At 38.7% G+C, this 19,765-nt stretch carries 19 protein-coding genes; 8 read left to right on the forward strand and 11 right to left on the reverse strand.

What is annotated here, in order from left to right; genetic code table 11:
* Positions 1-27: 27 nt before the first annotated feature.
* Both A33I_RS11395 and coaA read left to right on the forward strand, forming a co-directional pair.
* Positions 28-837, forward strand: coding sequence for a PRC-barrel domain-containing protein (locus A33I_RS11395; protein WP_022628552.1), 810 nt, complete (start codon positions 28-30; stop codon positions 835-837).
* A 146-nt stretch (positions 838-983) separates the two neighbouring features.
* Positions 984-1,934 (forward strand): type I pantothenate kinase, encoded by a 951-nt coding sequence (coaA, locus tag A33I_RS11400; protein ID WP_012959754.1) that lies wholly within the window; start codon positions 984-986, stop codon positions 1,932-1,934.
* A 49-nt stretch (positions 1,935-1,983) separates the two neighbouring features.
* Here coaA and A33I_RS11405 read toward each other — a convergent pair whose 3' ends face one another.
* On the reverse strand, positions 1,984-3,108 hold the full coding sequence (locus A33I_RS11405) for a D-alanyl-D-alanine carboxypeptidase family protein (protein WP_022628553.1): 1,125 nt from the start codon (positions 3,106-3,108) through the stop codon (positions 1,984-1,986).
* 103 nt (positions 3,109-3,211) lie between these two features.
* A complete protein-coding gene (locus A33I_RS11410) occupies positions 3,212-4,027 on the reverse strand; it encodes a CAP domain-containing protein (protein WP_022628554.1) in 816 nt (271 codons plus the stop codon).
* Positions 4,028-4,383: 356 nt separating this feature from the next.
* On the opposite strand from A33I_RS11410, the gene A33I_RS11415 reads away from it, so the two are divergent.
* From A33I_RS11415 to A33I_RS11425, 3 genes are all read left to right on the forward strand, one after another.
* Complete coding sequence (locus A33I_RS11415; protein WP_022628555.1) at positions 4,384-4,974, forward strand: cell wall hydrolase; 591 nt, start codon at positions 4,384-4,386, stop codon at positions 4,972-4,974.
* Positions 4,975-5,193: 219 nt separating this feature from the next.
* A complete protein-coding gene (locus A33I_RS11420) occupies positions 5,194-5,859 on the forward strand; it encodes a hypothetical protein (protein ID WP_022628556.1) in 666 nt (221 codons plus the stop codon).
* Positions 5,860-5,962: 103 nt separating this feature from the next.
* Positions 5,963-8,500, forward strand: a complete 2,538-nt coding sequence (locus A33I_RS11425) for a CBS domain-containing protein (protein WP_022628557.1) — start codon at positions 5,963-5,965, stop codon at positions 8,498-8,500.
* Positions 8,501-8,515: 15 nt separating this feature from the next.
* Here the strand turns inward: A33I_RS11425 and A33I_RS11430 are convergent, their stop codons facing one another.
* On the reverse strand, positions 8,516-9,799 hold the full coding sequence (locus tag A33I_RS11430; protein ID WP_022628558.1) for an acetyl-CoA hydrolase/transferase family protein: 1,284 nt from the start codon (positions 9,797-9,799) through the stop codon (positions 8,516-8,518).
* Positions 9,800-10,196: 397 nt separating this feature from the next.
* Between A33I_RS11430 and A33I_RS11435 the strand changes: the two genes are divergently transcribed.
* Positions 10,197-11,243, forward strand: a complete 1,047-nt coding sequence (locus tag A33I_RS11435; protein WP_022628559.1) for an LCP family protein — start codon at positions 10,197-10,199, stop codon at positions 11,241-11,243.
* A 74-nt stretch (positions 11,244-11,317) separates the two neighbouring features.
* Here A33I_RS11435 and fabF read toward each other — a convergent pair whose 3' ends face one another.
* Both fabF and A33I_RS11445 read right to left on the reverse strand, forming a co-directional pair.
* Complete coding sequence (gene fabF / locus A33I_RS11440) at positions 11,318-12,553, reverse strand: beta-ketoacyl-ACP synthase II (protein ID WP_022628560.1); 1,236 nt, start codon at positions 12,551-12,553, stop codon at positions 11,318-11,320.
* A 60-nt stretch (positions 12,554-12,613) separates the two neighbouring features.
* Complete coding sequence (locus tag A33I_RS11445; RefSeq protein ID WP_031311587.1) at positions 12,614-13,549, reverse strand: beta-ketoacyl-ACP synthase III; 936 nt, start codon at positions 13,547-13,549, stop codon at positions 12,614-12,616.
* A gap of 213 nt (positions 13,550-13,762) precedes the next feature.
* On the opposite strand from A33I_RS11445, the gene A33I_RS11450 reads away from it, so the two are divergent.
* Positions 13,763-14,041, forward strand: a complete 279-nt coding sequence (locus A33I_RS11450; protein ID WP_022628562.1) for a hypothetical protein — start codon at positions 13,763-13,765, stop codon at positions 14,039-14,041.
* An 18-nt stretch (positions 14,042-14,059) separates the two neighbouring features.
* Here A33I_RS11450 and A33I_RS11455 read toward each other — a convergent pair whose 3' ends face one another.
* The 4 genes from A33I_RS11455 to A33I_RS11470 form a co-directional block, all read right to left on the reverse strand.
* Complete coding sequence (locus A33I_RS11455; RefSeq protein WP_012959765.1) at positions 14,060-14,347, reverse strand: hypothetical protein; 288 nt, start codon at positions 14,345-14,347, stop codon at positions 14,060-14,062.
* Between the two features lie 66 nt (positions 14,348-14,413).
* A complete protein-coding gene (locus tag A33I_RS11460; RefSeq protein ID WP_022628563.1) occupies positions 14,414-14,746 on the reverse strand; it encodes a hypothetical protein in 333 nt (110 codons plus the stop codon).
* Between the two features lie 73 nt (positions 14,747-14,819).
* Complete coding sequence (locus tag A33I_RS11465) at positions 14,820-14,999, reverse strand: ComZ family protein (RefSeq protein WP_031311588.1); 180 nt, start codon at positions 14,997-14,999, stop codon at positions 14,820-14,822.
* 134 nt (positions 15,000-15,133) lie between these two features.
* Positions 15,134-16,090 (reverse strand): BMP family ABC transporter substrate-binding protein, encoded by a 957-nt coding sequence (locus tag A33I_RS11470; protein ID WP_022628565.1) that lies wholly within the window; start codon positions 16,088-16,090, stop codon positions 15,134-15,136.
* A 376-nt stretch (positions 16,091-16,466) separates the two neighbouring features.
* Between A33I_RS11470 and A33I_RS11475 the strand changes: the two genes are divergently transcribed.
* Positions 16,467-18,062 (forward strand): peptide chain release factor 3, encoded by a 1,596-nt coding sequence (locus tag A33I_RS11475; RefSeq protein ID WP_022628566.1) that lies wholly within the window; start codon positions 16,467-16,469, stop codon positions 18,060-18,062.
* 36 nt (positions 18,063-18,098) lie between these two features.
* Here A33I_RS11475 and A33I_RS11480 read toward each other — a convergent pair whose 3' ends face one another.
* Both A33I_RS11480 and A33I_RS11485 read right to left on the reverse strand, forming a co-directional pair.
* The gene (locus tag A33I_RS11480) at positions 18,099-18,848 is read right to left on the reverse strand and encodes an STAS domain-containing protein (RefSeq protein WP_022628567.1); all 750 of its coding nucleotides are present in this window, start codon (positions 18,846-18,848) and stop codon (positions 18,099-18,101) included.
* On the reverse strand, positions 18,835-19,500 hold the full coding sequence (locus A33I_RS11485) for a cobalamin B12-binding domain-containing protein (RefSeq protein WP_022628568.1): 666 nt from the start codon (positions 19,498-19,500) through the stop codon (positions 18,835-18,837). Before A33I_RS11485 ends, A33I_RS11480 begins: the two co-directional genes overlap by 14 nt.
* Positions 19,501-19,765: the final 265 nt, after the last annotated feature.

Raw genomic sequence — 19,765 nt, forward strand, 5'->3', positions numbered from 1 at the left:
AAACAAATAGGAAGGATGATTGACAATATGTTATTACGCGCAAAGACTTTAAAATCGTATTCTATGTTAGCTAGCGACGGAGAATTAGGTTCGTTGGATGATTTTTATTTTGATTCCGATACCGCAACCATTCGTTACTTTGTTGGAGATACAAGGACATGGTTTTTTGGAGGAAAAGTTCTGCTAAGCCCCTTATCTTTTAAAGAAATTGACCGATCGAATGAGCGTATTGCAGTTAATGCAACGAAAGATCAAATTAAAGATAGTCCTAAACCAGAAGAACATGAACCGATCACGAGGAGATACGAACAACAACTAAGCTCTTATTACGGTTGGGAAAATTACTGGGCTGATAACGCCGCAAGAAGAGATATAACTGGCTTTCAAGCTCATGCTCCTATGATGCCTCCTATATTTAATCCTGAAGGCCCGCGTGAAGAGCATGATGGTTTGAAGAGCGATGAGGCACATGCAAGTGAACAGCAATATCGTGAAGATCAGCAGCTGATTAGTGTAGAAGATATTAAAGGCTATAAAGTTCATACAGCTGATGGTGAAGCAGGTAAGATCCACGACTGTGTCATTGATGATGAAGATTGGAAAATAAGATACTTTGTCGTAAATGTTGGAGGCTTTTTCAATAAAGAACTAGTACTTGTTTCCATCGATTGGCTTAATGATGTCAGTTGGAGAGATCACACGATTACGTTTGACCTTGAAAATAAACGAATCGAGGATGCACCTGAATTTGTATCCGACCAGCCTATTACGCGTGAAGATGAGGCTGCATTATATGAGCATTACAATCGCAAGGGATATTGGGTTGATATTCGCTAATTTCCACTGCTTTATGAGATCGCTAAACTTTATTACTAAGTTTAGCGATCTTTTTTAGTAGAAGAAAAATAAATTGATCCTTATCGATTTATATGGAATAGTGTACAATAGAACGTAACATTCATTGGTATGAAAAGGAGACTATCATGACTACCTACCAAATGGTTTCTCGTCCGTCTGCATTTACTACGTTTACAAGAAATGAATGGGCGAATTTATCTCACAAAACATCCATTACCTTAACAGCTGATGAGCGAGAACAGCTGCAAGGGCTTAATGAAACGATCTCAGCCGAGGAAGTAACAGATATATATCTGCCTCTCTCAGAGCTCATATATTTGCATATGAAGCATGCAAACCACTTGCATAAAGATCTAAATCAATTTTTTCAAAAGAAAACAAAAAAAGTTCCATTTGTTATTGGGATCGCTGGAAGTGTGTCAGTTGGAAAAAGTACGACAGCCAGATTGATTCAAACATTAATTTCACGTTTTCCTACGCAGCCTAAAGTTGATCTTGTGACAACAGATGGTTTTCTCTTACCAAATGCCGTATTAGAAGAACGGGGTTTAATGAAGAGGAAAGGCTTTCCTGAGAGCTATGATATTGAAAGTTTACTCGGATTTCTAACCGACTTAAAGTCTGGTTGCGCTTACATGGAAACCCCATTATACTCTCACCTTACGTATGATCGTTTAACTGAAAAACAAATTGTAGAAGAGCCAGATGTAGTGATTGTAGAGGGAATCAATGTTCTTCAAGTAAATAAAAAGAATAAAAAAATCCCACAAATGTTTGTCTCTGATTTCTTTGATTTTTCTATTTACGTTGATGCGGAAGAAGATAACATTTTAAACTGGTACATTGAAAGGTTTAAGCTCTTAAGGAATACCGCTTTTCAAAAGCCTGAATCGTTCTTCCACCGTTACAGACATTTATCTGATGAAGAAGCAGTCGGGTTTGCAACTGATATATGGAAAAGTATAAACGGGGTAAATCTTGAACGTAATATTAGGCCTACTAAAAACCGTGCCGATCTTATTTTGAAAAAAGGGGCCGGACATCGAGTAGAAGAAATAATGGTTAAGAAAAAATAATAAGCCGAGGATGGACACAAAGACGTTCATCTTTCGGCTTTTTTAATAATTAGGGATTAGTAAAAGGGATGACCCTCAAAAACCACTGAATAAACCCTTGCTCAGCTGTTTCATTCACATTTGGGTTATCTATTAGATCTTCTTTATCCTTTTGCTCCTTTAAAGGGACTTCTTTAAGAACCTTCCCTTCCGTATTCTCAATTTGTAACATTCCTTCATTAGTCACTTCCACTGTTGATTCTTTCCCTTTTCCCATCACATAATTAATATCATTTTCTAGTTCATATTTACGCCCGCTCGCATCACTAAACATTCTATCGCTTTTTATAACATGAGGTTCATAGCGCGTGAAGCCATAATCAAATAAGGCTGCCGTATCTTGGTAAGAAACTTTTGCTGCAGGGGCGTTTAAGGTCACTGCAATTAACTCCATATCATCACGCTCTACTGCGGTAGAAAGAGTAAACCCGGAGCGCTGTACGAATCCATTTTTCACACCCGTCACCCCTTCATAATCCCATAACATCCGATGATGGTTGTAAATTGTCGTTTCCCACCCTTCTCCAATCCATTCCATTTCTTTTGTTTGGGCAATCTCTTTAAACACTTCATTTTCCATTGCATATTTCGTAATCATCGCCAAATCTTTCGCGGATGTATAATGGTTTTCATCAAATAGACCATGTGGATTTGTAAAATGGGAATCTTTTACGCCGATCTCTTCTTCAACAAATCGGTTCATTCTTTGTGCAAAGGCCTCTTCACTTCCATCCATATGCTCAGCAATGGCTAGGCCCGCATCGTTTCCTGAGTTAATCATTAGTCCCTGCACAAGCTTTAATAAGCTGACTTCTTCTCCTGGCAAAAGGTATACCCTTGTACCTATAACATCCATTACATTCTCACTGACAGCTACTTTTTCTTCTAAGTTCCCTTCCTCTATCGCTACAATGGCTGTAATAATTTTAGTGACACTCGCTGGATACATTCTCTTCGTACTGTCTTTTTCCCATAACGCTTCGCCTGTTGCCCCGTCTACAAGTACCGCTGTTTCACTTTCGATAGCAGGTGTATCAGATGCTTTTGCTTGTTGTGGAATAGCCTGGGCAATCAAGAACGAAACACATAACAGGAGCATGATACTCTTTACTCTTGTGATGCCTCTCTTGCTCACTGATCGTCCTCCTTTTTTACACTATAACCAATTGATTCATTCCGAAAAAAAGAACTTGGCCGCTTGACCAAGTTCTTTTTTTATCAGTTTTTAAGGTACCTTATTACCCTTTAAATAGTTGAACAAACATTTTTCCGTAAGGACCGCCATCAACAATGCCGATTCCTACTTCACTGTAGTTACCGCCTAAAATGTTAGCACGGTGGCCGTCAGAGTTCATTAGAGCTTGGTGAGCTGCTTCAACCGTTTGGTTACCAGCTAAGTTCTCACCTGCTGTGTTATAGCTCACACCAAATTGGTCAAGCATTTCAAATGGTGAACCATAAGTTGGTGATTGGTGAGCGAAATAGTTGTTATCAATCATATCTTGCGCTTTAACACGAGCAACTTTTGTTAACTCAACATCAATATTTAAAGGTGCAAGACCTTGCTTTTGACGTTCTTCATTAACAAGGTTAACCATTTGCTGTTCTTCAGCAGACAGTTCTTGTGATTGTTCTTCTGAATTTTGCTCAGCTTCTTCAGCTGGAGCTGGTTGTTGTACAGGTTGAGCCGGCTCAGCTTGAGGAGCTTCTTCTTGTGGTGCTTCCTCTTGTGGTGCTTCTTCAGCAGGCTGTTCTACTTTAGGTGTTTCAACCGGCTGCTCTTCTTTTTGTTCTGGAGCTGGTTCTTCTTTTTGCATTTCTTTCTCAAGCTCTGGTAATGTAATATTCCATTTATTTAGTAAGTCTTGTAGATTACTAGTTTGTTTTACTTCTTCTAGTAATTTTTGAATAGACTCTTGATCTGCACCATTTAATGCAATCACATGCTTTTGTGTGAATACCTTTGTATTAGGCTGTTCAGATGCAGCAGCTTGACCAGCAAAACCAGCTGCCATTGTTGCAGCGGCAATTGTTGTAACGATAAGTTTCTTCATGAAAATGCCTCCTTGAAGGTTGTTGTTTTTTTGGTACATCAAAATCCTAGCACAGAATCTAGCTTGTTCCTATGGTAAATCATGCATATTACTGTATATACCAAGCATCAATCCATACTAAAAAACCCTTATATTATAAGGAAACAACTCAGAACCGAACAATAAATATTCATTCTTTTATTCATATTTTTATAGATTTATTCAAAATTCGTTACAGAAATGTAAAAAAACCTAGGTAATCCTTTACCTAAGGGATTTACTCGGTGATTTTATTAAGTTGGAAAAGATTTCATGAAGTATTCTGCCTTCATTTTTGTTAGTTTAGTAGACAGCATAGATTACAGGAGGTTTTCTAAATGAAGAAATACATCTTACCAATATGTGCAGGCATTGCCCTAGCATTTACCGCAAACCAAACTGCGGATGCGGCATCACACAGTCACACCGTTCAAAAAGGCGATACACTCTATCAATTAGGACAACAATACAGCGTAACTGTTGAATCAATTAAAGAACTTAATAATAAAGAAACATCAGCGCTTCAAGTAGGAGAAACTCTTTCCCTTCCGGCTGCTATTACAACGGAAGAGCGTGAACTGTTATCACGTCTAGTTCATGCAGAAGCTCAAGGTGAGCCATATGCAGGTAAAGTAGCTGTAGCAACCGTTGTGCTTAATCGTGTCGATCATCCTGAGTTTCCTGATACGATTAAAGAAGTTATTAATGAAATTGGTCCATCAGGACATTATGCTTTCTCACCTGTTCAAAACGGAATGATTAATCAGCAGGCAGATGATGAAGCAAAACAAGCTGTACAAGAAGCCATTGCCTTTCAAAGTGACAGCCAAGGATCTATCTACTTCTACAATCCAGAAATTGCAACAAACCATTGGATTGGCACACAAACAGAAACTGTTCGTATCGGTAAACACGTGTTTGCAAAATAAATAATAGATCCAATTAAGAAGCTGGCATTTTATGTCGGCTTCTTTTTTTATACCCGCTTTGCTCTAGACTAAACCCCATACTAAACCTCCATGCATTAAACATTTTTCTAATAATTAATTTTTGACGATTAAAGGCGTACAAAAAGGGAATACAACACATAACTTAGAATATGTATATGTATAATAAGTCTCTTAATAGGAAAGGTGGTGCAATGTATTATGGCTCGTCTATCAAGAGTAACCTCACTTCGAGCAAATCGTATCCATACAAGCTTTGTCAATAAAATGTCCAGTTCAAACGGGGTAAATCCAGTAATGCCGGTTGAGAAAACGGAAGCAACGAAAAATCCCACCAAGCATTCTAGCGACCACCAGCTTACAAGCTACGATTATTACTATGAAAAACACCTTACTCAATCAAGTGAAACGAACGTTCACTCCGATCGATTTTCTCGAAATGAGGTTCAAAATAACAGCACAGCTCTCTTAACAAGCGAGAAAAATGATCAAGAGAAAGAATTAGTAATAAAGTTAGTAAACAGCTATAATCAACTCATTCAATCGCTAAAACATACTGATCAAATCAGCTGCCAAAATGATACTGCTAAACTGCATCAAGTATATGCAGGCTTTGCCGCTATTTTTGAAGGGTATGGAGTGATCGAAACCGCTCATTCTCTTTTAACCTTTGATGAAAAAATATACAGTATAAAAAACGAAAATAGAACTAAGGTCACTTCTGAATTCATAGGTTCATTTATGAAAAAAGTTTTGAGTGAGTACCAATCTATTCTTGCAGATAAATGCGAACCGACATTAAACAACAACCCCTATGAAAAACTTCCTTATCATCATACTGGCATATTATTTGAGGAGAGGCTTTAACCTCTCTTTTTTTATGCAATTTTGCGCACATATTATATCCCCCTATGTCTTCATCTCCTTATTTTTGATACAATAAGGAAAAAACTAGGGAGTGAACACCTGCATGCAAGTTATCGTTTCTCACCAAAATGTTGATTTCGATGGTGTAGCCTCCATGGTTGCTGCAAAAAAATTATATCCAGAAGCAATCATTGCCATTTCTGATAAATTAGATCGAAGTGTCACCACCTATATGTCGATCTACAAAGACCTTTTTTCCTTTTCCACTTATGAGTCGGTTGAATGGAAGCATGTTTCCTCACTAATCTTGGTAGATGTCCAGGCGATAGATCGGACCGGAATTCCAAGTGAAGAACTGATGGATGAGATCGAAACGATTGTATATGATCATCACCCTCCTTTTCTATTACATACAAAAGAAAAAGTGCGTCATCAAATCGAACAAGTAGGTGCCGCTATTACCTTATTAATAGAACACCTAGAACATAGAGATGTTCATCTTACACCTGAAGAAGTGAATTTATTTGGACTAGGTTTGTACTCTGATACGGGCAACTTCACGTTCCCTAGCACTACATCTCGTGATTTCCATGCAGCCTCTTTTTTAATGAAACATCATTTAGATATTGAGATTGTTAATCGATTTGTCACACCAGCCTTAACCGAAGCCGAACAGGCTTTATTTAATCAATTATTTCACTCACAGACGCTGCATCAATTAGATGGACTGCAGATAGTTGTTTCATGTCATGAGCAAGACCGTTTTCAGAATGGATTATCCAGCCTTACAGAAAAATTATTAGATGCTAGCTCTGCCGATGCTGTGATTACTATTGTCAAGATGGGCAAGCATGTCCACCTCGTCTGCAGAGCCAGTTCTACACGCATTAATTTTCAATCATTTATTAAAGAGCTTGGTGGTGGAGGACATAGCCAAGCGGCTTCAGCTATGATGAAGAAATCTACTTTAGAAGAGGCACGCAGGAAAGTACTCCCTCTGATAGATTTGATTGTTAAGCACACCGTTTCAGCTAAAGAAGTGATGAGTTATCCAGTTAAAACAATTCATGAAAATGATACGATAACAGATGCAAAAGAGATGATGATTCGCTTTGGCCATACCGGTTTTCCAGTTGTAAATGACCACAAAGAACTGGTTGGTATTATTTCAAGAAGAGATGTCGACAAAGCGATTCACCATCAATATGGTCATGCGCCTATCAAAGGATATATGACACGAGAGATCGTTACAAAACAAGTAGATTCAACCATTGATGAAGTGCAGCAGGCTATGATTAGTCATAATGTTGGGCGGATCCCCATTATGGACGATCAAAACATTGCAGGGATCATTTCAAGAACAAATATTATTTCCTATCTTCAAAGAAAAGAACAAGAAGCCTCCCTCCCAAATCTTGTGCAACGTTTAGAAGACACAGTAAGTAAAGAACACTTTCATTTGCTTAAGCTGATTGGAAAAGAAGCAGACCGTTTTGGGGTAAGTGCCTATTTAGTCGGAGGGTTTGTTCGTGATCTGTTATTGGAAAGACCTAATGAAGATCTCGATGTTGTCATTGAGGGAGATGGAATTAAATTTGCCAATGTTTTAGCTGCTTCACATGGCGGCAGTATTAAACAACACGACACATTTGGAACGGCTACATGGACGACTCCTGACGATATGAAAATCGATATCGTTACCTGCCGTACTGAATACTACGCGGAAACCGCCGCTCTTCCTATTGTAAGATCATCAAATATTCATGAGGATCTCACAAGGCGCGATTTTACGATTAATGCTATGGCCATGTCGATATCTGAACATTCGTTTGGCAAGTTATTAGATGAATATCAGGGGATAGAAGACCTTAAAGCGAAAAAAATTCGTATTCTTCATCCAATCAGTTTTATTGAAGATCCAACACGTATATTCAGAGCTGTTCGTTTTGCAGTGAGGTTCGGCTATTCCATCGAAAAAGAAACGGCCAGGCTCGCACAAAGCGCGATGTCTCACCTTTTCTCTCTAAGCCAGCAAAGACTTAGACAGGAACTAACCTTAATTCATAAGGAAGCAACAGACTTAGAAGCTTACTACCTTTTGGATACACTAAATGTATGGAAAACACTCTTTCAAAAAGAGCTGCCCGCATCTTCTTGGCAATATGCGGAGCGAGTGTTTAGTCAATCCGGCCATACTGTTTTTCATATGTTAACAGCACTTGCTTCCCCGCTTTCTAATTGGCGTGAAATGATCCAACTTTATATTATGACGGCAAAAGAACGAGTCTTTATCGAACAGTTAAATGAGCTTAAACAAGCACCAATAGAAGAGGTTAAATCGATAGGTGAATTACACAGGTATTTGTATGCTGTGCATGATGAAACATTGCGTTTCTACCTGCTGGATCCAACCCAAGAATTCCACACTCACTTAGATGATTACTTCAAAAAGAGACAGGAGATGTCTTTATATCTATCTGGCGATGACCTGATAAAACTTGATTTTAAACCAGGACCTCATTTCAGAGATTACTTATTTGAGCTTGAAATCAAACAGCTGAATGGGGAAATTTCATCAAAAGAAGAAGCTACTAGGTGGGTACTCGAAGAAAAACAAAAAGCAGAAGCTAACCATTTGTAGTTAGCTTCTGCTTTTTTATAGATAACCCATATCTTTTGCCTTATCAGTAAGTTCATCTCGGAAATTCGGGTGAGCGATGTCAATTAAAGCTTTTGTTCTTTCCCTAATAGTCTTGCCTCGCAGTTTAGCCACACCATATTCTGTAACAATATAGTCCACATCATTTTTTGATGTTGTAACAACAGAACCAGTAGCCAATGTCGGAACAATCTTTGAGATCGTGCCGCCTTTTGTTGTGGAGTGAAGACAGATAATACCCTTCCCGCCCTTTGACATTCTTGCACCAATTCCAAAATCTCCTTGGCCCCCAGTTGATGAATAGTAGCGTCCGCCTATTGATTCTGAATTACACTGACCTAATAAATCGACTTCAATCGTGGCATTAATTGTAACAAGCTGATTGATCTTTGCTATTAAACAGCTGTCATTCGTTTCATCAACCGGATACATTTGAACTTGTTTATTTTGATCCATGAAATCATAAAGTTTTTTTGTGCCAAAAGCAAAAGTTGCTGTCATACTCCCTTTATGAAGTGGATTTGAAAGATTTGATACAGCTCCGCTCTCAAACAAGTCGACTACTTTATCTGGAATCATTTCAGTGAAGATGGTTAAATCTCGGTGATCTTTTAAGAAGTTCATAATCGCGTTCGGAATCGCTCCAAAACCGATTTGAAGGGTATCTCCATTTTGAATTAAATCTGCTACCGTTTTACCAATAATCTCATCCTCAGGTCTTAAAGGAATTTCTGGTGTCACAGGCAGCTCAACATGATTTTCTATAAATGCATCTACTTGATCAATGTGAATGTGGTTTTGTCCGAATGTTCTCGGCATATTCTCATTCACTTCTAAAATGATTCGTTTTGCGTCTTTTAATAAAGGAGCTACATAATCACAATTTGTTCCTAGTGAAAAATATCCGTCCTCATCCATTGGTGAAACGGCGGCCATAATCACTCGGTCGTGTGTCGTCTCTTTTAAAATTTGCGGCAAATCAGAAAAGTGGTTTGGAAGCAGATCCACTTCTTTATCATAAAATGCACGACGCTCATCTTTATTTAAGAACATAGAAACAATTTTCACCTTAGATGGATCGACTGATAAAACAGGGTATAGAGAAAGCATTTGAAATAAACGATTTCCCTCTAATCCATTATGTTCCGCTAATGCTTGAACTAATCCAGGTGGTTCCCCGACTGCCAGGGGTACGATAATATCTTCACGAGGCTGTATTATTGATACCGCTTCCAAGGAAGTGGCAGCTTTTTTTTGTTTGTATAACTCGTGCACACTCATGACAAAAATCCTCCTACATCATACGGGTACAATTCCCCAATATTTCTTCTTATGTTTTGAATCTCCTCAAGCAATAATAATACTATGTTAAATACCTACAACCAAGGCAAACTGAGCCGATTAAATAAAGTAAAACTTTTCTGTATACTCATATTTTTCTTACATCCACCTGCGCATTCATACACGGTTTCTAGAAAAACTCTTTTTTAGTATGAACCAGAGGCTAAATGCCACTCACGAAAATAATACCAGCTTTTGTTGTTAATGTGGTAATTTGTCGAATTCTATACGTTTTTTTTATTTTTTACCGGCTCAAAAGAAAAAATCTGATATAATGAAATCGTTATACCAACAAAAAGAGCAAGAATCTTTTTTGTTGAGATTGGAGGAGTTTTAGGTGGACACACGCAGGAGACGATCCGATAGACATAAAAGAAGACCTAGGAAACGCAAAAAACTATTTGTTTCATTCCTTTTACTTTTTTCTTTATTGTTTATTTCAACTGCTGCCTTTGCAGTTTTTCAATATGAACTAGGAAAAAATAATGCCCAACAAAACTTAACTGAAGCAAACGACAGTGACGATACGTTAGATGATGAAACGGAAGTGCATGAATTTCAATCAAAGGAACCTGAGAATAACGAACCTATTAATGTATTGTTAATAGGGGTGGATACCGCTGAAGATGAACCAGCTAGAACAGACACAATTATGGTGGCTCAATATGATCCTAAAAATGGCGATGCAAAATTAGCCTCTATTATGCGTGACACATACGTTGAAATTCCTGGGTATCGTGATAACAAAATTAATGCTTCGTTTTTCTTGGGAGGTCCTGACCTTTTAAGAGAAACCATTGAACATAACTTTGGATTGGACCTTCATTATTATGCTATGGTTAATTTTGATGGCTTTGTTGAAGTCGTTGATACGATTGCTCCTAAAGGAATAGAAGTAGATGTTGAAGATCGTATGTACTACCAATCCGGAAGTACAGTCATTGATTTTGAACCTGGTACACAAGTGCTTGACGGCCAGCAAGCATTGAATTATGTACGTTTCAGAAGTGATGCTAATAATGACTTTGGCCGTGTGGAACGGCAGCAAGAGATGTTGACTTTGCTAAAAGATGAACTCTTAACGATTTCAGGTCTTACAAGAGTTCCGCGTCTAATTGGATCTGTTGAACCATACTTAGATACAAACATTAAAACAACTAGAATGCTTAGTTTAGGACGTGACTTCATCTTAAATCCAGTTGATGATGTTCAAACATTAAGAATCCCTGTTCAAGATGGCTACAGCGACCAACATTACAGCCATGCTGGTGCGGTACTTGAACTTGATTTCGAAAAAAATAAAGAAGCTATCCATTCCTTCTTCTCCAATGAATCAAAGGGATTTGCTAATGATTCAACAACCGAAGATGATGAAGATATGTAGAGGAAATATACAAAAAGCTCATTGACAACTTATTGTCAATGAGCTTTCTTATTTACTGCATTTTTAACGCTTAATTAAAACTGTTTAAATACGAGCGTTGCATTATGTCCGCCAAATCCAAGAGAATTATTCAAGACAGCTCGTACTTCTTGTCGTCTTGCTTCATTTGGCACATAATCCAAATCACAATCTGGATCTGGTGTATGGTAATTGATTGTAGGCGGGATGATTCCGTCTTTGATCGCTTTTACCGAGAACACAGATTCAATGGCACCTGCTGCTCCTAAAAGGTGACCAGTCATTGATTTTGTTGAGCTTATTGCTAATTTTTCAGCATGCTCTCCAAATACTGTTTTCACAGCCATTGTTTCAAATTTATCATTATATGGTGTACTTGTTCCATGTGCATTCATGTAATCAATATCACTAGGTTGTAAGCCTGCATCTTCAATTGCCTGCTTCATAGCACGAGCACCGCCTTCACCCTCAGGAGCCGGAGCTGTCACATGGTGAGCATCCCCTGTTGCACCGTAGCCGACAATTTCTGCATAAATAGTTGCACCGCGCTTCTCGGCTGATTCTAGACTTTCTAAAATAAGGATACCTGCTCCTTCTCCCATAACGAAACCATCTCGGTCTGCATCGAATGGACGGGATGCGTTTTCTGGGTTGTCGGTTGTTGTTACAGCTTTTGCTGCACAGAAACCAGCGACAGACATATTCGTAATTGGGGCTTCTGCTCCGCCTGTAATCATCACATCGGCATCACCACGCTGGATTACTTTAAAGGCATCTCCAATAGAATTTGTCCCGGAAGCACATGCTGTAACAGAACATGAATTAATTCCCTTAGCTCCAGTGATAATGGAAACCTGGCCAGAAGCCATATCCGGGATTAACATTGGGACAAAAAACGGGCTTACTCTTCTGTGACCTTTATCAAGGAATGTACGGAATTGCTGCTCAAAGGTTTCCATACCCCCGATTCCCGATCCAATCCACACTCCTACACGATTAGCAATCTCTTCTGTAATCTCAAGTTTAGCATCTTTTAGAGCCATTAAAGAAGCTGCTACAGCAAATTGAGTAAAGCGATCCATTTTTCTAGCTTCTTTTTTATCCATAAATTCACTTGGCTCAAAATCCTTTACTTCTGCTGCAACTTTCATTGGAAATTCTTCAGCATTCACTCTCGTTAAAAGACCAATTCCAGACTCGCCGTTAATCGCTTTCTCCCAAGTTGAATCTACATTTAAACCTAGTGGTGTGACTGCTCCAACACCCGTTACTACGACACGTTTTTTCTCCATTACAAAACTCTCCTTTTCAACTACAATTTTCATCATTGTGATCTCAAGTTAAGAATAGTATTAACGTCCCCAGCGAAGGGCAACCGATCCCCATACTAATCCCGCTCCAAAACCTACAAGAACAAGGGTATCTCCATCTTTGATTTTACCACTATTTATTTCATCCACCATAGCCATCGGAATAGAGGCAGACGATGTATTACCATACTTATGAACCGTTTTAGACATCTTTTCTGCTGGTAATTCAAGGCGCTCACGTGCAGCTTCCATAATCCGGATATTTGCTTGATGAGGAACGAGAAAATCTACATCTTCTTTTGTTAAACCTGCCTTTTTCAGTACAGAAAGAGAAGACTCACCCATTTGTCTAACAGCAAATTTAAATACTTCCCGGCCATTCATTTCTAAAAAATCACCTTTTTGATTAATATGCATTGCACCAGCACCGTCTGCACCTAGCTCAAAAGCTAGGAGACCTTTACCCTCAGATACAGGCCCTAGCACTGCAGCACCTGCCCCGTCACCAAATAATACAGCCGTATTACGATCATCAAAATTGGTGATTTTAGATAATTTCTCGACACCAACGACTAGAACATGCTTATAAGCTCCTGTTTCAATAAACTGTTGTCCTGTTGCCAAGCCGTAAATAAATCCAGCACAAGCTGCACTGATATCCATTGCTGCAGCCTTACTTGCACCAAGACGCTCTTGAATGAGCGAAGAAACAGTCGGAAATGGCATATCTGGAGTCACTGTAGCGACAAGAATCAAGTCAAGATCTTCAGCTGAAATATCTGCATGTGCTAACGCCTTTTCAGCTGCTTGAAATGCCATATCAGAGCTGTCTACATCGTCTGGTGCAAAGCGGCGCTCTTCAATTCCTGTACGAGTTTTAATCCACTCATCAGAAGTATCTACTTTCTTTTCAAGATCTGCGTTGGTCACTACCTGTTCACCAATGTAGCTTCCCATTCCATAAATCCCAGCTTTCACCATATGCTGATTCCCCCTTTATAAAAACCGCTACATAATTTACGAGTTATTATTAGTACCTGATACTAATTTTATCTTATTAAAATAAGTCTGTCTACAAAAATTAAGAAGTTCCTATTCATGTGAAAAGGGCATCTGTCCACACACATTAAAGGGACGATGCCCATAAACTAGTAAGGGATAGAGAAGCTGGAGAGTAAGGAGGATTTTCTCATGAGTAAGCATAAAAAAGATGAACGGCAGGTTGATGTGTTTTCTCAACTAATGTTTGGTGCACCGCCGCCTGAGCCGGCTAAAGAAGAGGCTAAACCGACCCAATTAGAACAGATTATCACATTAGTCCAAACCGTTGGACCAGCCATTGATAAATTAGCTCCTTTGATGGGAGTGCTGCAGACATTTTTTAAACACCAGCAACATAAAACAAGTGATAGTGAGGTTAAAGAAACAGCCACTGAAACAACAAATAAAAAAGAAGGCGGCAACGTATAACTCGTTGCTGCCTTCTTTTTATCGATAATAATAAAATTGATTATAAGGTGTACCAAAGTTAGGACCATAACTCGGACCAAAATTCGGGCCATAACTTGGGCCAAAGCTCGGGCCGTAACTCGGGCCGAAGTTCGGGCCATAACTAGGACTGTAATACACAGGCGGCCTTCCGTAATTATTAAACAATAAACCGCCAATCGCTAAACCGCCCAAAAAAGGGATAAAGGGGAAATACCTTTGATCATGAGGGTTCACTTGATGAGATCGCACCATTTGATGATATGGCTGGTAAGGCTGATAATTCATCCATCCCAACTCCTTCACATAGATTCCCTACATCCTATGGACTCTCCCCTCATTTTGAGCGTGTCCTTATTCCGATTGTCCTGATGACTTCCCAAGCTCCTCCATCAGGTCATTAAAAAACCCATCCAGCTGGCCTTTTAATTTCTCTTCTTCCGGCGTTTTAGGTTTCATTTTTTTGACGGCTTCGTACGTTTCTAGGAAGCCATTAAAATCTCCGGTACGAATCTGAGCAAGACTATAGTGAACAAATAATCTAATATGCTCGCCGCCGCTTTTCTTCGTTAATTCAACAAATGGTTTAAGCTTCTCAATTGCTTCTTCATTTCTTTTTTCAGATACTAACCTAAATCCTTCCTTCATTTTATCAGCAAATGCTTGCAGCTTTTCATCTTTTGTCATTAAGGTTCTCTCCTGTCATAGAAAGAGGCTAACCTTAATATCAGGTAAGCCTCTTCTTTTTTTATTCATTTTCTTATTTACTCTCAGATTTACCGTTTTCTAGACCAAGCTCGTATGCTTCAGACATGACATTAAGCAATAGTTCAAGCATGGGCTGTAAATCATCCATGTTTAATTCGATTCCTTTGTCGTCTAGAAATTTTTTCCCTTCCGGTAAATGGTTCATTGCAATTTGCATAAATTTCATATTCATTTCTGGATTATTCACTTATAGTCACCTCTTTATCAGACTTGTACAAAAAGATTCCATGTTAAATTTACTATGACTTCACGTTTTAGGCAAGGAAATGAACAACTAACTTAAAGATTACAAATGGTATGATTCCTTTATTGATTAGGGAGCTCTCCTGTTTCGATGTATGTATTCAAGTCACTTTTCACTTGGTCTTGTACCTCTTGCGGCACTTGAGAACTAAATTCTCCTAGAGAAATAACTCCTTCAGTAAAATCAAATGTATGATTGCCAGGTTCTAATGTTCCTGCTTGATATTGTGCAGCCACAAGCTCATATAGTTCATCTACATGCTGAATGGTACTCGTTAATACGGTCGCTTCTCCTAGATCTGATTGATCCCCAACATAACCGATTGCATACAATCCCTCTTGTTTTACTTTTTCGATTACTTCAACATGAAAACCATCCCCAGCAGGATAAAACACATCAATGTTTTTCTCTTTCAATTGATAAAAATACTCGATGGCTGTTTCAGTATCTGACCAGTCATTTACATACTCGATCTTTACCTCAACTTCTGGATCAATATACTTTGCTCCATCTTTGTACCCTTCTAATTCTGGCTGCCAAGGATACGCAGCAATAGCACCAATCTGGCTGCTTTGAGAGGTTGACGCTCCTACCATCCCAGCGAAGAAACCCATAGCGTAGCTGTCAAACTCTAGGTTCGTCACATTCTCGCCAGTCACTTCCCCATTAAAACTGACAAAGTGTACATCTGGATAATCTTCACTGAGTTGTGAAAAATAATCAGCATAGATCTGGCCATGACCAAAAATTAAATTAATATCTTGTTCTATAAAATCGTTAATTCCATTTATCACATCAACTTTAGAATTCACTTCTTCTCTAAAATCAACATGAACATCCAAAGTGGAATGAATCGTTAATAAACCCTGATACCCTTTGCTATTCCACCCTTGGTCATCAATTGTATCTTCAATTAACAAACCTACTCCTTTTAGCCCATTTTCCTTTGACTCAGCTGAACAACCAGCTGCTACCATCAATACAACTGCTAAACTCACAATTAATCGTTGAATGAACATGCTCGCACTCTCCTGATTGATTTCCACCAACTACTAGTATAAAACATTTGGTAGATTTTTTCTTCCTCGTTGTTTTAAAAATGCTATTTCATTCGTGCTTGGGGTTAATGGCCATACTAACCTATTCGTTATGATTATTTAGACACCCTGCATAACTTGTTAAATTAATTAAAACGTAATCTAAATGTAATCATTTCTGCACCCTCCAAAGGTCTTGCATTGCGTTGTTAAAATTCATTTTTCAAACCATTCTGTGTAAAAGCTGCATTTATAGTTGAATCCAAGGGTGAATCCCGTTTCTAAGACTGGTATAATGAGACGATAATAATTTGATCATATGATTTCTGATATGATTTGTAGAAACGAGGAATACATGATGACCGAACTAAAACCCGTTCAATCAAGACGGACATTTGCAATCATTTCTCACCCTGATGCCGGTAAGACGACACTAACTGAGAAATTATTATTATTTGGCGGAGCTATTCGAGAAGCCGGTACTGTTAAAGGACGAAAAAATAGTAAACATGCGATGAGCGACTGGATGGAGATTGAAAAACAACGTGGAATCTCTGTAACAAGTTCAGTACTTGAGTTTTTATATGATGGCTATCATGTCAATATATTAGATACTCCGGGGCATGAAGATTTTAGTGAAGACACTTATAGAACCCTTACAGCAGCAGATTCGGCTACCATGTTAATTGATGCGGCCAAAGGGGTCGAAGCTCAAACGAAGAAACTATTTAAAGTGTGTAAAATGCGCGGTATTCCTATCTTTACTTTTATGAATAAATTAGATCGTCAAGGACGAGATCCTTTTGAGCTAATGGAAGAATTAGAAGAGCTGCTTGGAATTCGTTCGTACCCTATGGGCTGGCCTATTGGTATGGGTCAATCGTTCAGCGGGGTATATGATCGTCATAATAAGAAGCTTGAACTATATAATCCAGAAAACCCTAAAGAAATTGATGTGATTCAGCTTAATGGTCCGGATGATCCTAAGCTAGATGAAGTGATTGGTGATGAGGGTCTGGTCGCTCAATTTAGAGAAGAGTTAGAGTTACTTGATGTAGCAGGTGATGTGTTTGACCTTGACCTGATTAAAAAAGGTGAATTGACACCGATCTTCTTTGGAAGTGCCATTTCGAGCTTCGGGGTACAAACCTTCCTTGAGCATATGCTTAAGCTTTCACCATGGCCGACACCAAGAGAAAGCACCAAAGGAATAATTGACCCTCTTACCCATAACAAATTCTCAGGGTTCATCTTTAAAATTCAAGCTAATATGAATCCAGCACACCGTGACCGTGTCGCTTTCTTACGTATAACGTCAGGTAAATTTGAACGCGGAATGCAGGTTAAGCATGTCCGCCTTGGCAAAAACCTTAAATTAGCTCAGCCAACTCAATTCCTTGCTCAAAGCAGAAGCATTGTCGATGAGGCCCATGCAGGCGATATCATCGGTTTATTCGACCCAGGCACCTTCAGAATCGGTGATACACTCGTAGAAGGCCAAGAGTTCGAATTCGATGAAATGCCACATTTCTCGCCTGAACATTTTTCTGCGATTACCGTTAAAGAAGCATTAAAACATAAGTCCTTTGAGAAAGGGCTGCACCAATTAACCGAAGAAGGAGCCATCCAATTATTTAAAACGTATAACCGTTTCAATGAACAGCAAATTGTCGGGGTTGTCGGAGTCCTGCAATTTGAAGTATTAGAGCATCGTCTCAAAAATGAATACCATGTTGATATTCAACTAGAACGACTTCCGTTTTCATTTGCACGGTGGGTTGATGGTCCTGAAGAGGAAATGAATACATTCAAAAAAATGCAGCGTAATCTGGTTACTGACCGAGATGGGCGTATTGTAGCACTATTTGATAATGATTTCCAAATGCGAACAGCGATTGATAAATACCCTAATATTCAGTTCTATGAAAACTCGTTTTATAAGTCTCAATCATAATTAAAAGAAAAAAGATGGCCAAAGGGCCATCTTTTTTTATGAGCTTAAATAGGAATAGATCACATCATGGAGATTGCTTTTAAATGTAGCGTCTAATTTTGTTCCTTGTTTATTGAAGTGGAATACCTGTTTAGGTGATAAGCCGATTACACTTGAATGAATCCCCATAATTTGCAGCCTTTGAATAAGATAATAGAAGGCATCTACTCCGTCTTTCTCGAGGTCGCCAATCCCATTAAAATCAAAAAGGATCTGCTCAAATTGTCCATTGAATGCTTGTTCAGATATTTCTTTTTGATTCATTTCAATGAGTGTTCGATCAAATTCCCCGTAAAATAATACGACCCCTGTCGTTTTTGATATGCGTATAAAAGGGGCGGAAAGCATTTTTATTCTTTTTAGTGATTCTTCAAGTTTCTCTTTTTGCTCAAGCAGCTCAAAGTTTGTTGAAGCGAGACGTTTACTGTGCTGCTGAACTAACCCTTCTAGACGTTTAATGTCTTCATCTTTTGGGACACATATTAAGTGATACATGTCATCCTTCCAAGATAATGAGCATTGAAATAAAGCCATAGGAGCTTGCTTTGTATTCATAACCAATTCAAAATCTTGACGTTCATTAGCTTCAAGGGCCCTTTGAAATTTGTTTAAGCTTCCTTGATCGATGATCTCTTCGAGCGCCTGAAAGTGTTTAAAGAGATCCTTTGCATCATCAGACTGATCAATCAATACCAGGTCACGATTAAAAGTAATGTACGGAGCTGGTACATGTTTAATATTTATCATTCACTTTCACTCCAGCTGAACAATTTTCCAGCCATCGGTCTAATTCATTCAAATCTTTTAATAGTAGAGTTTGATCTGAGCAATGACTTCTTAGGTCATATTCTGCTACTAATCTACCTCCTACTAAGACAGTTGGCCGGTGCGGTAAATCTTCTAACGTACGTACGAATTTATTTAGATTCACTAAATGATAAGGTATGGTAACAGACAGCCCGATCACCTCTGGCTTCCATTCAATCGCTGCACTAACAAGAGCATCAAGCGGCAAATTTGCTCCATACAAACGTGTCTTCCAGCCTTTTTGTTCGAATAAATGTGAAGTAAGTTTAAGGCCTATATCATGCTGTTCTTCTTCTATACAAAGAAACATAGCTTTTGGCTGCTCGTTCATATAGCGTAAATTAGCTGTTCGTTTTGAGTGATACAATGAAAGAACAAAATCACAGGTTGATGTAGCTAAGTGTTCATCCGCTACGTTGATTTCGTTTTCTTCCCATAAGCGCCCAATCTCTCTCATTGATTCTGTAATTAATCCATTATAAAGCGGCAAAGAATGACCTTGTTGCTTTAATACCATTTGAGAGATATTCCAAGCCTCTTTTTGATTACCTGAGAGCAGAGCTTTGACAAACAGATTTACTTCATTTTGCATTCTACTTTCACCTCTCTTACTATAAATTAGAGAAAAAATACGTTCTGCTAATCGTTTAAAGGTTAGGCCTTTGCTAGATGTTTGAGACTAGTAGATTGCTATAATAAACGAGATTTCTTGTCCATTCATCCTATTATGTCATACATTCAGGTAAAAAAGAAGTACTACCCTTTTTCCAAACCTTTCAAACTTGCATATCGAGTAGGAGGAGGCTATTAGCCTCCGACCTCTCACACCACCGTACGTACGGTTCCGTATACGGCGG

The organism is Alkalihalophilus marmarensis DSM 21297 (assembly GCF_000474275.2).
GTDB classification, from domain to species: domain Bacteria; phylum Bacillota; class Bacilli; order Bacillales; family Bacillaceae_D; genus Alkalihalophilus; species Alkalihalophilus marmarensis.

Excerpts from the sequence above, each read along its gene's own strand:
- A33I_RS11395 (WP_022628552.1), top strand. The coding sequence starts at position 28 with ATGTTATTACGCGCAAAGACTTTAAAATCGTATTCTATGTTAGCTAGC.
- coaA (WP_012959754.1), top strand. The coding sequence starts at position 984 with ATGACTACCTACCAAATGGTTTCTCGTCCGTCTGCATTTACTACGTTT.
- A33I_RS11410 (WP_022628554.1), bottom strand. The coding sequence starts at position 4,027 with ATGAAGAAACTTATCGTTACAACAATTGCCGCTGCAACAATGGCAGCT.
- A33I_RS11415 (WP_022628555.1), top strand. The coding sequence starts at position 4,384 with ATGAAGAAATACATCTTACCAATATGTGCAGGCATTGCCCTAGCATTT.
- A33I_RS11420 (WP_022628556.1), top strand. The coding sequence starts at position 5,194 with ATGGCTCGTCTATCAAGAGTAACCTCACTTCGAGCAAATCGTATCCAT.
- A33I_RS11425 (WP_022628557.1), top strand. The coding sequence starts at position 5,963 with ATGCAAGTTATCGTTTCTCACCAAAATGTTGATTTCGATGGTGTAGCC.
- A33I_RS11430 (WP_022628558.1), bottom strand. The coding sequence starts at position 9,799 with ATGAGTGTGCACGAGTTATACAAACAAAAAAAAGCTGCCACTTCCTTG.
- fabF (WP_022628560.1), bottom strand. The coding sequence starts at position 12,553 with ATGGAGAAAAAACGTGTCGTAGTAACGGGTGTTGGAGCAGTCACACCA.
- A33I_RS11450 (WP_022628562.1), top strand. The coding sequence starts at position 13,763 with ATGAGTAAGCATAAAAAAGATGAACGGCAGGTTGATGTGTTTTCTCAA.
- A33I_RS11455 (WP_012959765.1), bottom strand. The coding sequence starts at position 14,347 with ATGAATTATCAGCCTTACCAGCCATATCATCAAATGGTGCGATCTCAT.
- A33I_RS11460 (WP_022628563.1), bottom strand. The coding sequence starts at position 14,746 with ATGACAAAAGATGAAAAGCTGCAAGCATTTGCTGATAAAATGAAGGAA.
- A33I_RS11465 (WP_031311588.1), bottom strand. The coding sequence starts at position 14,999 with ATGAATATGAAATTTATGCAAATTGCAATGAACCATTTACCGGAAGGG.
- A33I_RS11470 (WP_022628565.1), bottom strand. The coding sequence starts at position 16,090 with ATGTTCATTCAACGATTAATTGTGAGTTTAGCAGTTGTATTGATGGTA.
- A33I_RS11475 (WP_022628566.1), top strand. The coding sequence starts at position 16,467 with ATGACCGAACTAAAACCCGTTCAATCAAGACGGACATTTGCAATCATT.
- A33I_RS11480 (WP_022628567.1), bottom strand. The coding sequence starts at position 18,848 with ATGATAAATATTAAACATGTACCAGCTCCGTACATTACTTTTAATCGT.
- A33I_RS11485 (WP_022628568.1), bottom strand. The coding sequence starts at position 19,500 with ATGCAAAATGAAGTAAATCTGTTTGTCAAAGCTCTGCTCTCAGGTAAT.